Source organism: Catenibacterium sp. CAG:290 (assembly GCF_000437715.1).
Classification (GTDB): domain Bacteria; phylum Bacillota_I; class Bacilli_A; order Erysipelotrichales; family Coprobacillaceae; genus Catenibacterium; species Catenibacterium mitsuoka_A.
In genome coordinates this window covers 1-2,965 of sequence record NZ_FR898822.1, presented here as the reverse complement: position 1 = coordinate 2,965, position 2,965 = coordinate 1, and the positions used below count along the sequence as shown (strand labels likewise).

General features: G+C 33.3%; 3 protein-coding genes. All 3 read right to left on the bottom strand.

All coding sequences use genetic code 11. The features are described from left to right. Window positions 1-356: 356 nt before the first annotated feature. Window positions 357-1,292 (bottom strand): Abi family protein, encoded by a 936-nt coding sequence (locus QVO42_RS06430; RefSeq protein ID WP_022425326.1) that lies wholly within the window; start codon window positions 1,290-1,292, stop codon window positions 357-359. A gap of 96 nt (window positions 1,293-1,388) precedes the next feature. Continuing rightward, entirely contained in the window at window positions 1,389-2,264 is an 876-nt protein-coding gene (locus QVO42_RS06425; protein ID WP_022425325.1) for a DUF5131 family protein, read from the bottom strand. Window positions 2,265-2,266: 2 nt separating this feature from the next. Continuing rightward, window positions 2,267-2,683: a DUF6198 family protein gene (locus tag QVO42_RS06420; RefSeq protein WP_502685364.1), complete on the bottom strand. Its 417-nt coding sequence runs from the start codon at window positions 2,681-2,683 to the stop codon at window positions 2,267-2,269. Window positions 2,684-2,965: the final 282 nt, after the last annotated feature.

Genomic DNA, 2,965 nt, shown 5'->3' with positions numbered 1-2,965 from the left:
CACATGGAAACATGTGTTTTTTATGTACAAAAAAGACCTCCGAAGAGGTCTATTAATAGAAAACCCGAGCAAACATCGTTTGCACAATGCCGCTACTGTAAAAGAATATCTTTTTCCACCTGTTTCGATGATACACTGTCTAAAACCAACTGTCAATGACTGATCTGAGAATTTTGAAGCGTCTTTTTACTTACTACAATCCAACTATTAAGCAAGACACATGGAAACATGTATTTTTCATGTACAAAAAAGACCTCCGAAGAGGTCCGTTAATAGAAAACCCGTGCAAACATCGTTTGACCAATGCCGCAACCGTAAAAGAATATCTTTTTCCAGCCACTTTGATAGTACCTTGTCTAAAACCAATTGTCAACTACTAATCCAAGAAATTTGAAAGTTCCATGGATTAGTGTATTTGTCTTATAATAACTACAATTTTTATCAATTCTTCTCATTAATTTCTTCAATTCCCTACTTTCGTATAAGGCAACTCCTTCACTTCTTACCATTTTCTTGTGCATATAGAATAATGTGATGATCTGTTGAATTCTCACATTACTCATTCTATTTTTTCTAAAATTGGAATTCATATATGGAATACGTATCAATTCCTTTATAATGTCTTTATTTGTTAGATGCTCAGCAGTATGGGGTCTCAAATCATTCAATATACAATTACTATGAGCCGCTACATTTCTAATTCTTTTACAAGGTAATAATCCATAATAATTATTTTTCATTTCTTTGTCAGAGAAACGATTAGCACAAAAATAATAGAATGCGACCATCCTTCCGAATGGTATTATTTCAAGAAATACCCATACCGGATAATTCCCATCATATTTCTCAATCATATCTCCGCAATATGCATTTCCTCTATTTCTGTTCAATTCATTAAATAAATAATTTCTGTATTTTTCATCCAATAAATCAATATAATCTTTGACGATTTGATAACCATCTTCATCATACTCATCTATTTTTCTTAATAATTGTAGTTTAGTATGATGTTCAATATCCAAAGCCATTTCTACTACTCTATAGCGAAGACGCATATCAATGATCGACATATCAACTAGATAGGCAAACTCCAACCTAATATATTTACCCTTATTTTCTCCACCTGGATGCTTATCATAATTTTTTCTGAAAGAAGTCAACTTATAATAATTATTGTTGTACTTGAGATATTGTTTGGCTGATTCCTCATCCATGATATTGAAAAGTATTCCCTTGTCTTTCAAATGTTGAATCTGTTCATCTAGAGATAATCTTGGTTTATCATTTTCCATCATCAATCTCCTTTAAACGTATCAAAAAAAACTATAAGAATTACTCTTATAGTCTTCTACTTATTCATACTATTTGAAACTTCTTTTTTCTCATTATCAAAGACATTGTTTACATCCAAATCTTCTTGCACATCCATTACATATAGGTTTTGATGCACATTCTATACAATGTTCACTGAATTCTCTTTTATATAACTGATCCTCTCTTAATTCATTATCAAAGAAATCATAAAGATGATATACTGGTTTCTTTCCTTGATAATTCATTCTAGAACGATAGGCTATTCTTGTCTGAGCTACTTTCCCTTTGACTCGATAATGAATACCATCCTTCACAAAATGAGATCCTGTCTCAATAAAAGTGAATGTTGTATTCTTATTCACACATTGATTATGTAAAGATTTAATCCAATCGAAGTCACATGCTCTTGTACCACCATAATTCTCTCCACCGCATGTCACTTCTTCTATGCGTCCATCTAAATACTTTTCTAAATCAATAGGGCCAATAAGAGGTGCTAACATAACTCCTTTATGTTTAGCAGGAATATCTAAAAGAAGTGGTATACGTTCATCAGCACGTTTCTGATTCTCACATGTAACATTAAGTATTACATTCTCATATCCTTCACCCCAGTTATCTGGCAAGCATTCTTTAAGTCTTTCTGCTCTTTTAGTAAGTATATAAAAGATGACATCCTGTCTTCTTCTAATCATGGACCAGACATCATCTCTCCATATATCTGCTTCTTCTAAACAAAAATCACTTGTCATACAGACTCTTATCTTTTCTCCACTTTGTATCTTATATGTACCATCTCTATTTCTAGAGAGTGGATATGCAAAATCATTGGTCTTATATATATGTGAACCATCTTGATTTCTCATCTTATCTAAAACATACATATAACAATTCATACACCCTTCTGAATACTTTACACATCCATGCCAGGGATTCCAAATATCATGCATTACTAACTCCTTATCAAACTTACTTGTTTTATTTCAAACCATTTAATAATACGTCCCACACAAAGTGCAGAGAATATTGTTCCAACCCCAATACCATAGAGTGGTGAACGTGTTACTAAACAGAGAACAATCGTTAATATAATCATTGTAATATCAAAGCAGTTCTTACACAAGGAATACGCCTTATTGTAGTGGCTAGAAATACTTAAGATCACTCCATCTACTGGTGCTAAGACTAAATGAGACTGAACCATTGTATAGACACCAAAAGCTATACATATATTACCTGCAAGTAAAATCACTATACGTAATCCTAGAGATTCAGGAGATGCAGGAATAATGATTTGATACAGATCTAAGATATATCCCATGATAAATGAGAAAGGGACTTCTAGTATTTCAACTTTCTTTCTATCAATAGCTGAGCAACAACTAAAACCATATATAACATGATATTCGCTACACCAAATGAAATAGGTGTCATTTCGTTGAATGCATAAGGAAGGGTTGCTTGATGATGAATGGGTTCAGAATGGAAATGAATTCTGCAAGAGAATGGTATCTTGTAGGGACACCGCATGGTGGTGATTTGGAATATATCCGGGCAAGGATACCGGAGTAAAGGTCTCTGTACCCCAGGGGAGGCGCAAGGGTACTTTTGATGGATGGTACGTCTGTCGAAAGTGCTTTTGCGTTACTTT

Coding starts and splice junctions, on each gene's coding strand:
- QVO42_RS06430 (WP_022425326.1), bottom strand. CDS start 1,292: ATGGAAAATGATAAACCAAGATTATCTCTAGATGAACAGATTCAACAT.
- QVO42_RS06425 (WP_022425325.1), bottom strand. CDS start 2,264: ATGCATGATATTTGGAATCCCTGGCATGGATGTGTAAAGTATTCAGAA.